Annotated in this window: 13 protein-coding genes; 7 read left to right on the top strand and 6 right to left on the bottom strand. The window is 48.0% G+C overall.

Annotation, left to right across the window (positions count from 1 at the left end; genetic code table 11):
- Nucleotides 1–115 precede the first annotated feature (115 nt).
- The 5 genes from fusA to ABT58_RS21215 all read right to left on the bottom strand — a co-directional run bounded on the left by fusA (nt 116) and on the right by ABT58_RS21215 (nt 5,237).
- Nucleotides 116–2,203: an elongation factor G gene (gene fusA, locus ABT58_RS21235; protein WP_047876445.1), complete on the bottom strand. Its 2,088-nt coding sequence runs from the start codon at nt 2,201–2,203 to the stop codon at nt 116–118.
- Nucleotides 2,204–2,620: 417 nt separating this feature from the next.
- Complete coding sequence (locus tag ABT58_RS21230; RefSeq protein ID WP_047876444.1) at nt 2,621–3,811, bottom strand: PcfJ domain-containing protein; 1,191 nt, start codon at nt 3,809–3,811, stop codon at nt 2,621–2,623.
- A gap of 32 nt (nt 3,812–3,843) precedes the next feature.
- Nucleotides 3,844–4,161 carry a c-type cytochrome gene (locus tag ABT58_RS21225; RefSeq protein WP_047876443.1) on the bottom strand — a complete coding sequence of 106 codons (318 nt, stop codon included), beginning with the start codon at nt 4,159–4,161 and terminating at the stop codon, nt 3,844–3,846.
- 119 nt (nt 4,162–4,280) lie between these two features.
- Nucleotides 4,281–4,742 carry an RNA methyltransferase gene (locus tag ABT58_RS21220; protein WP_047876442.1) on the bottom strand — a complete coding sequence of 154 codons (462 nt, stop codon included), beginning with the start codon at nt 4,740–4,742 and terminating at the stop codon, nt 4,281–4,283.
- A gap of 162 nt (nt 4,743–4,904) precedes the next feature.
- Nucleotides 4,905–5,237, bottom strand: coding sequence for a PBPRA1643 family SWIM/SEC-C metal-binding motif protein (locus ABT58_RS21215; RefSeq protein ID WP_047876441.1), 333 nt, complete (start codon nt 5,235–5,237; stop codon nt 4,905–4,907).
- Nucleotides 5,238–5,494: 257 nt separating this feature from the next.
- Between ABT58_RS21215 and ABT58_RS21210 the strand changes: the two genes are divergently transcribed.
- The 7 genes from ABT58_RS21210 (at nt 5,495) to gnd (ending at nt 15,057) form a co-directional block, all read left to right on the top strand.
- Nucleotides 5,495–7,411 (top strand): extracellular solute-binding protein, encoded by a 1,917-nt coding sequence (locus tag ABT58_RS21210; protein WP_082211200.1) that lies wholly within the window; start codon nt 5,495–5,497, stop codon nt 7,409–7,411.
- Nucleotides 7,412–7,417: 6 nt separating this feature from the next.
- On the top strand, nt 7,418–8,506 hold the full coding sequence (locus ABT58_RS21205; protein ID WP_047876440.1) for a microcin C ABC transporter permease YejB: 1,089 nt from the start codon (nt 7,418–7,420) through the stop codon (nt 8,504–8,506).
- An 8-nt stretch (nt 8,507–8,514) separates the two neighbouring features.
- Nucleotides 8,515–9,531, top strand: a complete 1,017-nt coding sequence (locus ABT58_RS21200; protein WP_047876439.1) for an ABC transporter permease — start codon at nt 8,515–8,517, stop codon at nt 9,529–9,531.
- 12 nt (nt 9,532–9,543) lie between these two features.
- Entirely contained in the window at nt 9,544–11,166 is a 1,623-nt protein-coding gene (locus tag ABT58_RS21195) for an ABC transporter ATP-binding protein (RefSeq protein ID WP_047876438.1), read from the top strand.
- A 214-nt stretch (nt 11,167–11,380) separates the two neighbouring features.
- The gene (gene zwf / locus ABT58_RS21190) at nt 11,381–12,880 is read left to right on the top strand and encodes a glucose-6-phosphate dehydrogenase (RefSeq protein WP_047876437.1); all 1,500 of its coding nucleotides are present in this window, start codon (nt 11,381–11,383) and stop codon (nt 12,878–12,880) included.
- Nucleotides 12,877–13,599, top strand: coding sequence for a 6-phosphogluconolactonase (gene pgl / locus ABT58_RS21185; protein WP_047876436.1), 723 nt, complete (start codon nt 12,877–12,879; stop codon nt 13,597–13,599). The genes zwf and pgl overlap by 4 nt, the downstream gene beginning before the upstream one ends.
- Nucleotides 13,600–13,608: 9 nt before the next feature.
- Nucleotides 13,609–15,057 carry a decarboxylating NADP(+)-dependent phosphogluconate dehydrogenase gene (gnd, locus tag ABT58_RS21180; RefSeq protein WP_047876435.1) on the top strand — a complete coding sequence of 483 codons (1,449 nt, stop codon included), beginning with the start codon at nt 13,609–13,611 and terminating at the stop codon, nt 15,055–15,057.
- A gap of 91 nt (nt 15,058–15,148) precedes the next feature.
- On the opposite strand, the gene ABT58_RS21175 is transcribed toward gnd, so the two are convergent.
- Nucleotides 15,149–17,602: a hybrid sensor histidine kinase/response regulator gene (locus tag ABT58_RS21175; RefSeq protein ID WP_047876434.1), complete on the bottom strand. Its 2,454-nt coding sequence runs from the start codon at nt 17,600–17,602 to the stop codon at nt 15,149–15,151.
- Between the last annotated feature and the right edge of the window lie 235 nt (nt 17,603–17,837).

Below are 17,837 nucleotides of genomic sequence, written 5' to 3'. Positions count from 1 at the left end.
ACGAGAAGACGAGAAGACGAGGAGGAGTGAGTGGTTGGTTATCCAAAACAACAGACAAAATAAAACCCGGTTGCCGAAACAACCGGGTTTTTTAAACGTTAGACGTAATTAAAAATTACTTCTTAGCGTTCTTTTCTTTCTGCTCAGCGATTACTTTTTCAGCAACGTTTGCAGGACATGGTGCGTAGTGTGCGAACTCCATAGAGAACTGACCACGACCAGAAGTCATAGTACGTAGAGTACCGATGTAACCGAACATTTCAGAAAGTGGTACATCACCCTTGATACGTACGCCAGTTACGCCAGCTTGCTGATCTTTGATCATACCACGACGACGGTTAAGGTCACCGATTACGTCACCAACGTGGTCTTCTGGAGTGAACACGTCAACGTGCATGATTGGCTCAAGAAGCTGAGGACCTGCTTTAGGCATAGACTGACGGAATGCGCCTTTCGCTGCGATTTCAAATGCGATTGCAGATGAGTCAACTGCGTGGAAGCCACCGTCGAATAGCTCTACTTCAACGTCAAGCACTGGGAAGCCTGCTAGAGGACCAGTGTTCATCATGCCTTCGAAGCCTTTTTCTACTGCAGGCCAGAATTCTTTAGGCACGTTACCACCAACAACTGTTGATGTGAACTTGAAGCCAGAACCTTGCTCGCCAGGCTTGATACGGTAGTCGATCTTACCGAACTGACCAGAACCACCAGACTGCTTCTTGTGCGTGTAGCTATCTTCTACTGGAGTAGTGATAGTTTCACGGTAAGCAACCTGTGGCTGACCAACGATTAGGTCTACGCCGTAAGTACGCTTAAGGATGTCTACCTTGATGTCTAGGTGAAGTTCACCCATACCTTTCAGGATAGTTTCGCCAGTTTCTTCGTCAGTCTCAACCTGGAATGATGGATCTTCTGCAACCATCTTACCGATAGCGATACCCATCTTCTCAGAACCGCCCTTGTCCTTAGGAGCAACAGCGATAGAGATTACTGGAACTGGGAAGATCATTGGTTCAAGCGTACATTCGTGCTTAGGATCACATAGAGTGTGACCAGTTTGAACGTTCTTCATACCAACGATAGCGATGATGTCGCCCGCTTGAGCAGAAGTTAGTTCGTTACGCTCGTCAGCTTGCATCTCAACCATACGGCCGATACGCTCAGTCTTACCAGTAGCAGCGTTAAGGATTGTGTCACCCTTAGCAATCTTACCAGAGTAGATACGTACGAAAGTCAGGGCACCGAAACGGTCATCCATGATTTTGAACGCAAGAGCACGTAGTGGCTCATCTGCAGATACAGTTGCTACTTCGCCAGTTGGCTCACCAGTTTCTGGGTTAGTTAGCGGCTGTGGATCTACTTCTGTTGGAGAAGGTAGGTAATCTACAACTGCGTCTAGAACTAGCTGAATACCTTTGTTCTTGTAAGCAGAACCACAGAACGTTGGGAAGAATGCTAGGTCACGAGTACCCTTACGGATACAACGCTTGATGTCTTCGATAGAAGGCTCTTCACCTTCCATGTACGCTTCCATTAGGTCGTCGTCTTGCTCAACAGCCGTTTCGATCATCTCTTCACGGTAAGCTTCAACGTCGTCAACCATGTCAGCAGGAACGTCTTGAACTTCGTAGTTCTCTGGAAGACCTGAGTCATCCCATACGTATGCTTTACGAGTTAGAACGTCTACAACACCTACGAAGTCTTCTTCGCGGCCGATTGGTAGAGTCATAACAAGTGGAGTAGCACCAAGTACTTTCTTAACTTGCTCAACAACGTTGAAGAAGTCAGCACCCATACGGTCTAGTTTGTTAACGAAGATCAGACGAGATACTTCTGATTCGTTCGCGTAACGCCAGTTAGTTTCTGACTGAGGTTCAACACCGCCAGAACCACAGAATACACCGATACCGCCGTCAAGTACTTTAAGAGAACGGTATACTTCAACTGTGAAGTCAACGTGTCCCGGAGTATCGATAACGTTTAGACGGTGGTCGTTCCAGAAACAGCTAACTGCTGCAGACTGGATTGTGATACCACGCTCAGCTTCCTGCTCCATGAAGTCAGTAGTTGTTGAGCCGTCGTGCGTGTCACCAATCTTGTGGATTTTACCAGTAAGCTTAAGGATACGCTCAGTAGTAGTGGTTTTACCCGCATCAACGTGCGCGAAAATACCAATGTTTCTGTATTTAGATAAATCTGTCATTGTTTTTCTCTATAAACAATTACTGTCACTATTCGGGGGGGGAGTATATCACTGATTTAGACAAATATTACATAGTTCATTTACGATAAAATGAACATTTGCTTGTTTTTGCTCCGCCTTTTAGAGATTTATGGCTCAAACGCTCAATAAACCCACAAGAGGCAGACGCAATAACATAATCTGTTCCGCAAACTGGCACGATTAAGTGGCCTGAACGACGTCCTTCAGGACGAAATCTGTGATACTACGCCCGATTATTCGGGTTTCTCTGGCTCGCTGAGAACACACATCGACACGAAAGGGATCACCCCAAGCCGTCAAATCGGCTTAATTCTAGACGTTATCGCAAAAGGCTACCAGTGGCGGTAGCCTTTTTCTCTGTCGTAATGGAAAGGATTTTTCCAAGGCGTTCGCTCATCAATGCAGCGGCGGTGGGGTATAGCCGGCCACATTCAGGCGTTTTTTCTCCTGCTCAAACCATTGATAGACCGCTTTAATTGACACTTCCTTCGGAGATTTGTTCTTAAAGCCCTTAATTTGGTCAATATCAAAGAAGGGTTTGCTGTCATCGTCCCGGGTGATCACGCGCATGCCAATGGTCATGCGTTCCGGCTGCGTCATGCTAAATACCAAGTACTCGCCTGTCAGAATGCGTGAGTGGTAGATCTCTACACAGTGTTGCAACTCTTCCCCTTCTTTACGCAAGGTAAAGTAATCTGCAATCGGCGTAATGTGCGCATTACCTTCAAGCATCACTGGGTAAGGAAGGTGATGGGTCTGACATGGTACGTATTCATGTTCGCGCCGACGTTGTACCCAGATGTCATGCAATCGGCTGACCGCATCAATGTCTTCCAACTGTGCCAGTACATCCATCGGCGCTTCGTAACCCAGGCGTAAACCCAGTTGTACGGTGTCATTGATCAAGGTCGGCAGGCGAACACGGTTTTTCAGGCTGGCCTTGGTTAACCCGTGTGCCAACTTTGAACCCGTCAGGTAAGGGAACACCATATCTAGCTGCAGTGCTTGCGCATTGATTGTCGGGTAATGGTTGAAGTAACGATAACGCTCCGCAATCGGATGTAGCAGACGCGTCACCTGCAAATGGGTCGAGCGAGAATCAAAGGTCACGTTGATCTTATCTAAGAATTTCAACGCCCCTTTACTCGAAGCAAACCCCAGCATGTGCAAAATCTCACGCTGCCCAAACTGACACAGCGCAATGGCTTGCTCGCGATCCAATGGGTAAGCCTGACAAATAAAATACAGCATAATAGGGCGGGTGATCAGCAAATCCATCGCCCGGCGATTTGTGGCCGCAAGGCTTAGCATGTACACACCCAGATCCGGGTAAGGTTCAATCAAATCAATTAAATGATCCGGAATAGTATTCACCCAGTGCACACCGCCAGGGGAGTGCGCAATCTGCTGCAGGGAAAAATCAACGCTGCCTTCTAACGCCTCTACCGACCCATCGTGGTAGTGACGTTCCATGGTTAAGCCGTCTTGCCAAGGATGAATGACAAGGGAGAAATGAAAGCCAAATGGGCTGAGATCAATCTGAAAGCGTTCATCGTCATGGTGCATGTATTGCGGGGCAAGTTGCATGACAGCCTCTTAAATGAAGGAGAGAAGAAGAATTAAGGTTGTTTGGCGTAGTATTCGGCAATATCGGCCAAATCCTGATCATTCAGGGCAGACAGTTGCTGCTTCATCATTTTGCCGTAGTCGCCCAAACGCTCATCGTTTTGGTAGGCTTTCATTGCCTTATAAAGGTACAGCGCGTTTTGACCGTTCATATGTGGGTAGCCATCTTTTACGGCCACACCGTTGGTGCCGTGACAAAATTGGCAAGAGAAGGCTTTGGTTTGGCCAGCTTCTGCATTACCGTCTGGCATGGCAGAGAAAGCAGGTAGGCTAAATAACGTAAGAAGAGAAAGGAAAAACGCGTTTTTCATCGTGAATTGATTGTCCTAGTAAAAGAGAAACATAGCTCAGATGAGGAAAAAAGTGAGCTACGTTCCTTCTTTATACAATCAAAGCGATAGAGAGGGAAGTACAACCGCTGAATAGCGACTTAGTGGTTAGAAAAGTTTTCACCCTTCGCCATGCGATCATACAAAATCACATTCACGGCCGCTGCCAAATTCATGCAGCCTTTTGTTGGCACATAAATGGTTTCACGACAAAATTCCGTGATGTCTTTTTTCAGCGTACCGTCTTCCGGGCCAAAAATATAAAAAGCACGTTTAGGATGCTTATACTCGGGCAGCGGTTTGGCGCCTTCAATCAGATCGACAGCGACGGGCACGCAATCGTGAGGAATGATTTTTTTCAGATCTTCCACGCCAATCAGCGGAATATCACCCACGATGTTTTTGGTGTCGGTGCAGAATTTCATCGCAAGATCGTAGCGCGTACCGGTATAGAACACACTGTTAACGCCGTAGCATCCTGCAGCTCGCATAACGGAACCCACGTTTTCAGGTGTTTTCGGGTTGAATAACCCAACACAGGAATACCCTTTACTCTTGCCCATAATGATTTTCTTTACCTGTTTGACTTTGATGCGGTTGTTGCATGCGATCAGAGGTTACCTTGAACGGCGAGTGTCTCGATCTAATGCGACATAGAGAGGAAGCAACCAGCGCGACGCCGTGATTATCGGTAAGCGCTGGTTGTATATGGTGTCAGTCTGCGGTTATGCGCAGCACTTCTTGTATTTTTTGCCACTGCCGCATGAACATGGGTCATTACGGTCTGGGGTCTTTTCAAACACAACCGTTTTAGGCTTGTTGATCAGCATGTCCAGCTCAGACAGGTTTTCTGTCGCAGTGCTGTCTACGGTGATTGTCGCGACAATAGCGTTTGTCGCAAGCAGGGCTTCAACCTCTGCTTTTTTCTCTTCGCTGTTTACGATCAATGCCAGTGGATTGACTTCAGTGCCGAGTTTTTGCGCGCGCTTAGTGTTGTAACCAAAGCTTTCGTACTTTGGTTTTTTTTCAATGCGGCCTTTATAAAAGAACTTAGACATTTCTATACCTGTCTGCGAAGCAGTAAATAAGAGATCGACGTTGCGAAAGGGCGCGATATTAGCGGCTTAGCCCGTTTCTCGCAAGTGTTCTGCCGTAATCCTTTTGTGCGCCCGTTGTTTGTTCATTTGTTATTCATGACCTATCGTAGAAAGAGAGAAGCTTCAAATTTCTTAGTTCAATGAAGTAGATAACGCTCACTCTACGGCACAAAAAGTGATAAATAGTGTGGAGCACACCACGTAGCAAGGAGGCGATAATGGTGAAACAGTGCGCGCGCAGAACGTTTAAAGGTGTTAGGCAACAATTATCCCAGCTAATAGGGTTGAGTCTGTGTGCCGGTGTACTCGTCACGGCAACGATGGCACACGCCACGTCGGGAGAAACGCCGACTACGCCTGAAAACGCTGCATTATCGTCGTCCCCCATTATTGAGTCCCGTACGTTAGTGGGCTTTGGTACCGCCAAGTACCCGGATAATTTCCCTCACTTTGATTACGTCAACCCGAATGCACCCAAAGGGGGCAAGGTGGTGTACGCCCAAGTCGGTACCTTTGACAGTTTCAACCGCTATGCCTCGCGCGGTGTGTCGGCAGCGGGCAGCGACACCATTTATGATCCGCTGTTTGTACAGTCTACGGATGAAATCGACAGTTATTACCCGTTAATTGCCGAAAAAGTGCGTTATCCGGAAAACTATGCGTGGATGGAAGTGGATATTAATCCCAACGCCCGTTTTCATGACGGGGAGCCTATCACCGCTGAGGATGTTGCCTTTACCTTTGATAAATTCATGAAAGAAGGGGTGGCGCAATATAAGGTGTATTTCAAAGATGTGGCATCCGTAAAGGCCATTAAACCATTAACGGCCCGCATTGAAATGAAAACGCCGAATCGGGAAGTCCTGTTGGCGTTAGTACAAGGCATGTCTGTGCTGCCGGCCCATTATTGGCAAGATAAAAACCTCAGCGAGCCACTCAATACCCCGCCCGTGGGCAGCAGCGCTTATAAGATCAAGAATTATAAACCTGGCCAGAGCGTGACCTATGAATTGGTACCGTCTTACTGGGCGAAAGATCTCCCTGTGAATGTCGGTCGTCATAACTTCCAGCAAGTGCAATACGACTACTACCGTGATGAAACCGTGACATTGGAAGCGTTTAAAGCGGGTGAATATGACATTCGCGAAGAAAACGTCGCTAAGTTCTGGGCGACAATGTATCAAGGCAAGAACTTTGATAATGGCTACATTATAAAAGAAGAGATCCCGCACCAAATTCCCCAAACTATGCAAGCCTTCGTGTTTAACACACAGCGCAGTTACTTCTCTGATCCGCGTGTGCGAGAAGCGTTTTCTTACGCGATGGATTTTGAGTGGATGAACAAGAGCCTGTTCTACAACCAATACAGCCGTAGTCGCAGCTTTTTCCAGAATACTGAATATGAAGCCAAAGGGTTACCTTCATCCCAAGAGTTAACTGTATTGGCGCCGATCAAAGATAAAGTGCCTGAGCGGGTATTTAACAAAGAATATCAGCCACCGGTGACCGATGGCTCAGGGCGTATTCGCACGCAGTTGCGCCAAGCACTAGCCCTGATGAAGTCAGCCGGGTGGGAAGTCAAAAACAAAGTCATGACCAATGTGGAAACGGGTGAACCGTTTGTGTTTGAGTTGTTGATGTACAGCCCAACCACTGAGCGTCTGGCGATTCCGTTCCAAAAGAACCTGAAGTTGATGGGGATCGACATGCGCTTGCGTACGGTAGATACCACTCAGTACATCAAGCGACTACGTGATCGGGATTTTGACATGGTGTCGTCGGGGTACGGTGCCAACGCGTACCCAAGTCCAAATCTGCTGATTGCCTGGAACAGTCAGTTCATCGACAGCACTTACAACACCGCCGGCGTGAGCGATCCGGCCATTGATTACCTCACTGAGCAGATCGCCCAACAGCAAGAGCACCCAGAGAAATTGCTGCCGTTAGGACGCGCCTTAGATCGCGTATTGCAATGGCATTTCTATGTGGTGCCGCAATGGCACATCAGTAAATTCCGCGTGGCAACATGGGACAAATTTGCTCGCCCAGCGGTACGTCCGAAATATTCTTTGGGGAAAGATACCTGGTGGGTCGATCCGGAAAAAGCCGCGCGCTTGCCTGAAAAGCGTCGGTAACCGCCTATGTCTGCTTATATTCTGCGACGTCTATTGCTGGTGATCCCCACTTTGTGGGCGATCATCACCATCAACTTTTTCGTCATTCAAATCGCGCCGGGCGGGCCTGTTGAACAGGCGGTGGCGCAGTTAGAAGGGCACAGTTCCGGCATTATGGAGCGGTTTACCGGTGGCGGCCAAGAAGTGGTCACGGCAGATGCTGGCGGTGAGGGCAATACCGGTTATCGCGGCTCTCGCGGGTTAGATCCGGAAGTGGTGCTGGCGATACAAAAGCAATTTGGTTTTGATAAACCATTGCTGGAACGCTACGTCGATATGCTGGTCAATTACGCCACCTTTAATTTTGGTGAAAGCCTGTTTAAAGGCGGTAATGTGATTGATTTGATTATTGAGCGCTTGCCTGTGTCGATTTCGCTGGGGCTATGGAGCACGCTTATTATCTATCTGGTGTCGATCCCGCTTGGGATCGCTAAAGCCATTAAGCACGGTTCGCGCTTCGACGTGTGGAGCAGTGCGGTGGTGATCGTCGGCTATGCCATTCCTGGCTTCTTGTTTGCCATCTTGTTGATCATCTTTTTTGCCAGCGGTAACTATTTCAGTTGGTTCCCGTTGCGCGGCCTCGTGTCTTCCAATTTCGACCAACTGACCTGGTATCAGCAGATTGTGGATTACTTCTGGCACCTGACACTGCCCATTATTGCCATGGTGGTGGGGGGATTTGCCACCTTAACCATGCTGACCAAGAACTCATTCTTGGATGAAATTAACAAACAGTATGTGGTAACAGCACGGGCGAAAGGCTTGGATGAGCGGGGCATTTTGTATCGCCACGTGTTTCGTAATGCCATGTTGATCATCATTGCCGGCTTTCCGGCGGCCTTTATCAGTATTTTCTTTACCGGCGCCATGCTGATTGAGGTGATGTTTTCATTAGAAGGGATTGGCCTGTTAGGGTTTGAGTCAACGATTCAGCGGGATTATCCCGTTGTATTTAGCTCGTTGTACATCATGACCCTGCTTGGCCTGTTGTTGAATATTATCTCGGATATTACTTATACCTTGGTGGATCCGAGGATCGATTTTGAGGCGCGCTAGCTGTGAAAATGAGCCCATTAACGCAGGAACGCTGGGCACGATTTCGGGCCCACAAAAGAGGCTATTGGTCACTGTGGATCTTCATGGTGCTGTTTGTGATCAGTCTGTTTGCTGAGATCATCGCCAATGATAAGCCGCTTTTGGTGGAATATGATTCACATTGGTACTTTCCTATTCTTCAACAATACGCCGAAACGGAATTTGGCGGTGAGTTTGATGCCGAAGCGGATTACACCGATCCCTACGTGGCAGACTTGATCAACGCCAAGGGCTTTATGATCTGGCCGATCATTCGCTTTAGTTACGACACCATCAATTATGATCTCCCCGGTCCTGCGCCGTCACCGCCGGATGCCGTGAACTGGCTCGGCACCGATGACAAAGGCCGCGATGTGCTGGCACGGATCATCTATGGTTTCCGTATTTCTGTGCTGTTTGGGTTTGCGTTAACGGTGATATCAACCGTCATCGGCGTGATCGTCGGTGCCTGTCAGGGCTACTATGGCGGCTGGGCGGATTTGTTCGGCCAGCGCTTCATTGAAGTCTGGTCTGGCATGCCGACCTTATTCTTGTTGATCATCTTGTCGAGTTTTGTTGAGCCTAACTTCTGGTGGCTACTGGGGATCATGGTGCTGTTCAGTTGGATGGGCTTGGTCGGTGTCGTCCGTGCAGAGTTCTTACGCTGCCGTAACTTTGATTATGTGCGTGCCGCGCAAGCATTAGGCGTGGGTGATGGTCGTATTATGCTGCGTCATATGTTACCCAATGCCATGGTTGCGTCACTGACCATGATGCCATTTATTCTCAGCGGATCGGTCACGACCTTAACCTCGCTGGATTTCCTGGGTTTTGGTTTGCCTGCGGGTTCACCATCATTAGGGGAGTTATTGGCACAAGGGAAAACCAATTTACAGGCTCCGTGGCTTGGGCTTTCAGCCTTTGTGGTGCTCTCTATTATGTTGAGCCTATTGGTCTTTGTTGGGGAAGCGGTCCGTGATGCTTTTGACCCACATCATCAGCGCTAAGGAAGGATGAAAATGACGCAGCCTATTTTAACGCTTGATAAGTTGTCTATCGGCTTTCAGCGCACTAATGCACTGGCATTGACGAGAAAGGGGCAGGAGACGGTTGAGCAGGTGACCCATGATGTCAGCCTGCAATTGTATCGGGGAGAAACTCTCGCTTTAGTGGGAGAGAGCGGATCCGGTAAATCGGTCACGGCCAATGCCATTTTACGTTTGTTGCCGCAGCGTTCAGCAAGGTATCTGTCGGGCAGTGTGCACTATGACGGCATTGATATGTTGCAGTGCAGCGAGCGGGACATGCGTCATGTACGGGGTAACCGTATCGGGATGATCTTCCAAGAGCCGATGATGTCTCTGAATCCGTTACATAAAATCGGTCGCCAGTTGTGTGAGGTCTTGGCGTTACACCGTGGCATGCGCCAAGCGGCAGCAGAAAAGCGAGCGGTAGAATGGCTAAAGAAAGTGGGATTGCGCGATGCGGAAAAACGCATGCAGGCATACCCGCATGAATTGTCCGGCGGTGAACGCCAGCGGGTGATGATCGCCATGGCGTTGATCAATGAGCCGGAACTGCTGATCGCTGACGAACCCACGACCGCGCTGGATGTGTCTGTACAGGCGCAAATCCTCGATTTATTGAAACAACTACAGCAAGAAATTGGCATGGCGATGCTTTTTATCACTCATGACTTGAGTATTGTGAAAAAGCTCGCTGATCGCGTGGCCGTGATGCAATTGGGACGCTTGGTGGAAACCGGCACCCGTGACGATGTATTCCATCGCCCGCAAGACCCTTATACCCAGCAATTAATCGCCTCAGATCCGAGCGGCAGACCCGTTGAAGCGAATGGACAAGCACCGACTTTGTTCGATGTGTCGCAACTGAAGGTCTGGTTTCCCATTAAAGGCGGGATCCTCAAGCGCGTGAAAGATCATATCAAAGCGGTGACCGATGTGAGTTTTCAGCTGCAAAAAGGCCACAGTGTCGGCTTGGTCGGCGAAAGTGGATCGGGCAAATCCACCACCGGCATGGCGATTTTACGTCTGCTAGAGAGTGAAGGGGGGATCCGCTACAACGGCAATGACATCGCCAAACTCGATCGCAAAGGGATGTTGCCTTATCGCAGTCAGCTACAAGTGGTGTTTCAGGATCCTTTCTCGGCGTTGAATCCGCGCATGTCAGTGGCGCAAATCATCGGTGAAGGGTTAACGGTGCACCATACGCTGACAGACGAAGAAACCGACCAACGCATCTGTGAAGCCATGCGGGAAGTGGAGCTGGATCCGCAGACCCGTCACCGCTATCCCAATGAGTTCTCCGGCGGGCAACGTCAGCGTATTGCCATCGCTCGCGCATTGGTATTAAAGCCGGCGTTTATTTTACTGGATGAGCCAACATCCTCATTGGATAGAACGGTTCAGCGACAGGTATTGGAGTTATTAAAAAACTTGCAGGCAAAATATCAATTGAGCTATTTATTTATTAGCCATGATTTAAGTGTGGTTAAATCGCTTTGTCATTATACGGTTGTATTAAAAAATGGCCGGATAGTGGAACAGGGTGATACCGAGAGGCTATTTACCCAGCCCCAAGAGGAATACACTAAACAATTGGTTTCATTATCATCTGTTTAGCTGGTAATACCACATTTCTCGCTTAACAAATCACCACTTCAGGCGTGATTTGCCGTCATAAATTCTATGGTTGACTAAAATATCATCAAGAAAGGTTTTGCCTATTAATTTTATAGATAAAACCTACTGTTACTTTTGCTACTTGGTGATAACATCGCGACTCTCAATATATGAATGACTTGTGCTGACGGAGTCAGACGAGTGGGTAAGTATTATGGTTAAGCCTGAAAATAATTGTATCGTCATCTTCGGGGCGTCGGGTGATTTGACCCATCGCAAATTGATCCCTGCCTTCTACCATCTTTATGCTAATGGATTACTGTCAGAAGAATTCGCCATCCTTGGGGTGAGCCGTACAGAGTACTCTGACGAAGAATTCCAACAAAAGCTGAAAGCCTCACTAACGGCCAACGAAAAAGTGGACCCAGAGACACTGGATGCTTTCTGCCAACGTCTTCACTATCAAGCGATTGATACCAAAGATGTTGAAGATTACGCTAAATTGAAAGCGCGCCTTGATGAGATTGAACAGGCTTATCACACCAACGGCAATACCACGTTTTACTTAGCGACCCCACCAAGCCTATACAGCGTGATCCCTGAATGTCTGTCTGCATACGGCCTGAATAATGAAGCCCGTGGCTGGAAACGTCTGATTGTTGAAAAACCATTCGGTTACGATCTGGCGACCGCCGAGCAGCTTGACACCGATCTTCACTCTCATTTCAAAGAACACCAAATCTACCGTATCGACCACTACCTGGGTAAAGAAACGGTACAGAACCTGCTTGTATTCCGCTTTGCAAACGGCATGTTTGAGCCTTTGTGGAACCGTAACTTCATTGATTACGTTGAAATCACGGCGGCTGAGTTCCTTGGCGTGGAAGAGCGTGGTGGTTACTACGATGGCGCAGGTGCGATGCGTGATATGTTCCAGAACCACCTGCTACAAGTGTTAGCCATGGTCGCAATGGAACCGCCAGCGGCAATCAACGCGGATACCATGCGTAACGAAGTGATGAAGGTATTCCAAAGCCTGCAGCCACTGTCTGAAAACGATCTGAAAAACAACCTTGTGTTGGGCCAGTACACCGAATCTGACGTTCGTGGTAAGCATTTGATTGGCTACCGTGACGAACCGGGTGTGGCAGAAGATTCCCGCACAGAGACCTACGTGGGTCTGAAGATGTTTATCGATAACTGGCGTTGGAACGGTGTACCGTTCTACGTGCGTACAGGTAAGCGTCTGCCAACTCGCGTGACAGAAGTGGTTATTCACTTTAAGAAAACCCCACACCCAGTGTTTGGTGCGAATGCACCTGAGAATAAACTGATCATCCGTATTCAGCCTGATGAAGGCATTTTGATGAGCTTTGGCCTGAAAAAACCTGGTGCGGGCTTTGAAGCTAAAGAAGTGTCGATGGACTTCCACTACGAAAGTCTGGAAGAAACCCATATGCTGACGGCTTACGAGCGTCTGCTGCTGGATTCCATGAAAGGTGATGCGACACTGTTTGCCCGTTCAGACGCCGTGAAAGCGTGTTGGGAATTTGTTCAGCCAATCTTGGATTACAAAGAAAACCCAGAGCACCTGTACGGCTACGCAGCCGGCACATGGGGACCGAAAGAAGCTGACGAGTTGTTGACCCGTGACAACCGTGAGTGGCGTTTCCCATGTAAGAACCTGGCGAACACAGATTACTGCGAGCTATGAGTAGCATGAATTATCACGTTTTTGACAGTGCGCAACAGGTGGTTGAAGCACTGGCGAATGAACTGAAAACCTACAGTCAGCAAGATCGTCCGGTACACATTTCGCTATCGGGCGGTAGCACGCCGTCACAGTTGTTTGATTTTCTCGCAAACTCCGAGTTTGCGACCACTATTGCGTGGGAAAACCTGCATTTTTGGTGGGGAGATGAGCGCTGTGTGGCGCCTGATAACGCGCAGAGCAACTACGGTCAGGCAAAAGCGTTACTGTTTGATCATATTGCTATTCCGGCTGAAAACATTCACCGTATTCGTGGCGAAGATTTTGCGGCGATGGAAGTGGGTCGTTTTGCCGAGGAAATGCTGACGGTGATCCCGCTTGAACACGGTGTGCCGGCGTTTGATTGGATCTTGCTGGGCATGGGTACCGATGGCCACACGGCATCATTGTTCCCAGAGCAAACCAACTATGAAGCCACAGAGCTGGCGACGATCGCGGCGCATCCTGAAACGCGTCAGATCCGCGTGTCGAAAACCGCGCATCTGTTGGCCAATGCAAAACGCATTACATATTTAGTGCTGGGTGAGAGCAAAGCGGTTGTTTTGAAACAGATCGCCGAGCAGTCACCAGAAGCAAACAATTATCCTGCCGCTAAGGTGGTTGCCAAGCATGGCATCACTGAGTGGTACCTAGATTCAGAAGCAGCCAAAGAGCTGGCATAAGGAGCGAAAATGAAAGCAGATATTGGTGTTATCGGTTTGGCCGTTATGGGCCAGAACCTGATCCTAAACATGAACGATAACGGTTTCAAAGTGGTTGCTTACAACCGTACCGTTGCTAAAGTTGATGAGTTCCTTAATGGTCCGGCAAAAGGGACCAACATTGTTGGCGCAACCTCATTGGAAGATTTGGTTAGCAAGCTAGAAAGCCCACGTAAAGTGATGCTAATGGTGCGTGCGGGTGACGTTGTTGATCAGTTCATTGATGCACTGGCTCCGCTACTGGACGAAGGCGACATCATTATTGATGGTGGTAACACAAACTACCCAGACACTAACCGTCGTTACGCGTCACTGCGTGAAAAAGGCATCCGCTTTATCGGTGCAGGTGTGTCTGGCGGTGAAGAAGGTGCGCGTTTCGGACCTTCAATCATGCCGGGTGGCGATCCAGAAGCATGGCCATTCGTGAAGCCTATCTTCCAGGGCATCGCAGCGAAAACCGAACAAGGTGAAGCGTGCTGTGACTGGGTAGGTAAAGAAGGTGCAGGTCACTTCGTTAAGATGGTACACAACGGTATCGAATACGGTGACATGCAGCTGATCAGCGAAGCCTACCACTTCATGAAAGAAGGTCTGGGTCTGTCTGCGGACGAGATGCAAGCGATCTTCACTGAGTGGAACAAGACAGAGCTAGACAGCTACCTAGTTGAAATTACGGCTGACATCTTGGGCTACAAAGATGAAGACGGTGAAGCACTGGTTGAGAAGATCCTTGATACCGCTGGCCAGAAAGGTACCGGTAAGTGGACAGGTATCAATGCGCTTGAGCACGGTATCCCACTAACGCTGATCACTGACTCTGTATTTGCACGTTGTCTGTCTTCTCTGAAAGATCAGCGCGTTGAAGCAGAAAAAGTGTTCAACAACCCAATCCTAGCGATTGAAGGCGACAAGGCACAGTGGGTTGATGCACTGCGTCAGGCACTGCTTGCCTCTAAGATCATCTCTTACGCACAGGGCTTCATGTTGATCCGCGAAGCGTCTGAAGAGAACGATTGGTCACTGAACTACGGTAACGTAGCGCTAATGTGGCGTGGCGGTTGTATCATCCGTAGTGCGTTCCTGGGTAACATCCGTGATGCGTTTGAAGCAAACCCAGAGCTAGCGTTCCTAGGCTTGGATAACTACTTCAAAGATATCCTAGAGCAGTGTCTGCCTGCATGGCGTAAAGTGGTAGCGAAGTCGTTCGAGACAGGTCTACCAATGCCATGTATGTCTTCCGCACTGACATTCCTGAACGGTTACACCACAGCTCGTTTGCCAGCAAACATGCTGCAAGCACAGCGTGACTACTTCGGTGCGCACACTTACGAGCGTACTGACAAGCCACGTGGCGAGTTCTTCCACACTAACTGGACAGGTAAAGGTGGCGACATTTCATCGACCACTTACGACGTGTAATTTTACTTACCGTTGCTGAACAGAAAAACGCGGGTCTTGACCCGCGTTTTTTTATGTTTGTAAGAAATGTGTACTCGATATAAACGGTACCCTAGCTTTCACATACCGCATGTTTTTCCAGCTTTTCGATTAACACTTCCCGGCGGAACGGCTTGGGCAGGTAATCGTTCATCCCTGAATCAAAACAACGCTGAATATCGTCATCGAGAATAGACGCCGTGAGGGCAATAATGTGCGTCTCATGGAGTTTCTCTTCGTGTTCAAATTTGCGAATTTCAGTAGTGGCTTCAAAGCCATCCATAATCGGCATCATGCAGTCCATGAGTATTAACCGTGTTTTATCATGGTGCTGTTTGAAGAGCTCAAGGGCTTCAGCGCCGTTATTGGCAATTTCATACTGGAAGCCGAGTTTCTTCAGGTTAATGGAAACCACTTTCTGATTGACCGTGTTATCTTCAACCACCAATACCATGCCATTCGCGCCGGCATCATCCGTTGTGTCTGCGATTGCTGCCTCATCACGGTCTTTGGTTTCTGCATTGTGGACTTTGGCGGATTTAATCAACGCATCTAATCGGCTGCCCAGCAGCGGTAGCGTGATGTAGCCAGCAATGATGTCACCATAATCCACTTTTTCAGCATTATTAGGGCGTGACAGTAGAAGCGGCAGGTGAGGGTATTGCTGGTTGACCGTTTCAACCTGACTATCAAAACAGGGCACATCCATAATCAACACCGTGTTTGGGTTGCTCTCGGCGGGCTTATTCAAGCTTTGAGCGACTTCCTCCGGTGAGTCGATAAGTGAAACGGGATAGTGCATGGCCTCTAGATTTTGAAGTAACAAGCTATCCGGTTTTGAACTGCAATAAATGACTGTTTTTGGCTCACCTTTACGCACTCTCTGCTCAGGGTCTTGAGCGAGACGAATCGTGAAATAGAACTCACAGCCTTGCCCTTTTTCAGACGTAATTTGAATTTCGCCTCCCATCATTTTGATCATTTTGGACGAAATCGCCAATCCAAGACCGGTGCCCCCATACGTTGTCGAGGTGCTATTACTCTCTTGCTTAAACTCTTCAAACACTTGGTCGTGTTTACTGCTATCAATACCGATCCCGGTATCTTTGACCGCAAAGTAGAAATCAAAACTGTGGTCGTTTTGTTTAACAAGATTAAGCGTAAAAGTGACGGAGCCGGTTTGCGTGAATTTGATGGCATTGGAGGCCAGATTCATCATAACTTGGCGAATTTTCTGTTCATCAGCACGCACATAATCCGGAATGTTCACGTCCATGTTAATCCGTAAATCAACGTTCTTTTGCTGGGCTTTGGGGGCGATCAGCGCGGCGGTGTCGTATATGATTTCACGAATATCACAGGTATGGGCGTTCACTTCCAAGTGACCGGATTCAATCTTAGACAGATCAAGGACATCATTAATTAGCATCAGCAATGTCTGCGATGATGAATTGATGGTGGTGAGATAGTCTTTTTGAATGGCTGATAATTTAGAGTCAGCCAGTATTTCCGTCATCCCGATAATGCCGTTCAGCGGGGTACGGATTTCATGCGACATATTGGCCAAAAACGAACTTTTTGCACGGTTTGCGCGGGTGGCTTTTTCTTTGGAAGCAAGCAGGGCTGATTCCAAACTTGAAACGGAACGAATCACAAAAAACAGAACGGCAAGGATAGACGCGCCGAGCAAGCCGGCTAGCAGATTGTGATAAAACATATACGTATACAGCTTATTTTCTATCAATGTGGGCATATCGTCGTAGAGGGTTTTTAAGTTCGTTTCAACACGATGGATGGTGGAACGTAACAGCCCCAGTTGCCCTTTATTATGGCTATAGCCCAGTTTTTCAAAGTCATTTTTGAGGGCAGAGTAATGTTCGGAAAAACGTGTGAACTGTGTGGCGAGAAGCGTGTTCTCTGAATGGGTATCCACTTGTTGTTGAAGCACGTCTAAGGCGGTATTTATCTGTGGGAGCAGTGCTGTATCAAAATCTTTGAAAAACGAGATGAGCAGAGATTGTAAGTCGATTAACTGGTTGGTTAATTGCTCATCATTGGCGACAAATGCGACACGCTCAAAGCCCAATGTGGATTGTTTGAGGTCATCAATCGCGCCTTTATTCTGGTTGTCGCCATGGATAAGGTAAACCGTCTTGGTTAACTGGTTGAACTGTGCAAGGTAAGCATCAATGGCGGATACCGTCTCTTGATAATCAAAATCGGAAGCGAGTCCATACATCGTCATGTTGTCATTGATTGTCTTCAGACGTGCTTTGATGGCGTTGGCTTCATCCGTCATTTTGGCAATGTATTTATCATCTTGGCGGGCAAGGAAATCTTTTTCATGTCTGCGCATCATGAGCATTTGCTGAGAAGAGAGGGCGATGTCGAGTTGCAACAGATGAAGCGCATTTTCTTTTTTATCTACCTGATTGTCGGCATAAAAGAAAATGAGAAGAAAAGCCATGATGATGCCCGTTCCCCAGTAGAGGAGCGTTTGTATGGAGTGCGTTTTTTTCGTGCTCATCGATATCATCCTTGAACATAAAATATCTTCCCTTATAACGTACTAAATTATTCTGAATTGATGATACTTAAGGCCTATTTTGAGAGGGCATTTTTGTAAATATGTGATATTGGCATCTTTTGTGAATCAATGAGCAGATGACAATGTAAAGATGACACCCATACTGTTGGTCAATGGCGGGATTTAGGATAGCTCGTTTTTACTCCTTTTTGAGTTAGTTACCTCTACACTTATT

Source organism: Photobacterium aphoticum (assembly GCF_001029435.1).
GTDB lineage: Bacteria > Pseudomonadota > Gammaproteobacteria > Enterobacterales > Vibrionaceae > Photobacterium > Photobacterium aphoticum.
The sequence above is the reverse complement of the archived record's forward strand: the minus strand, read 5'-3'. Positions and strand labels throughout refer to the sequence as shown.